General features: G+C 63.9%; 1 protein-coding gene. It reads left to right on the top strand.

The window, feature by feature from the left end; genetic code table 11:
• Positions 1-554, top strand: a 554-nt coding sequence (locus CV770_RS41345) for an IS110 family RNA-guided transposase (protein ID WP_146101491.1), incomplete at both ends; no start/stop codon positions are given.

The following is a 554-nucleotide window of genomic DNA, read 5'->3' as shown; positions in this document are numbered from 1 at the left end:
AACGCAGGCGGTCAACGCGTTGCGCGCGCATCTGGCAGAATTGGGGATCATCGCCACCGCCGGCCTGGCAAAGGTTGAGGCGCTGGTCGCAATCATACGGGATGAGACAGATGCTCGCCTGCCCGCAGCAGCACGCTTCGCGCTGATGGCTATTGCCGACGAGATTGAAGCTTCAGCCGACCAGATCGAAAGGCTCGAGCGCGCAATCGTCGTGGAGGTCAAGCACGACGAGGACATGCGTCGGTTGACCACAATCCCTGGCGTCGGCGCCATTACGGCGGCGACCATCAAGGCGCTTGTGCCGGATCCGGGCGGGTTCAAGTCGGCTCGCCACTTTGCCGCCTGGCTGGGATTGACGCCGCGGTCTCATTCAAGCGGAGGCAAAGAGCGGCTGGGACGAATATCGAAGATGGGAAATCCGGAACTCCGCTCTCTCCTCGTTGTCGGGGCAACGGCCGTCTTGCGGGTCGTCCGAAACGACGCTTGGGCGCGGCCGTGGCTGAAGGCCCTTCTCGCCAGACGGCCTTTCAAGGTTGCCGCCGTCGCGCAGGCCA

The sequence above is a fragment of the Bradyrhizobium sp. AC87j1 genome, from assembly GCF_002936975.1.
Lineage (GTDB): Bacteria > Pseudomonadota > Alphaproteobacteria > Rhizobiales > Xanthobacteraceae > Bradyrhizobium > Bradyrhizobium shewense.
Note: the sequence above shows the minus strand (reverse complement) of the source record. Positions and strands in the feature narration are given on the sequence as shown.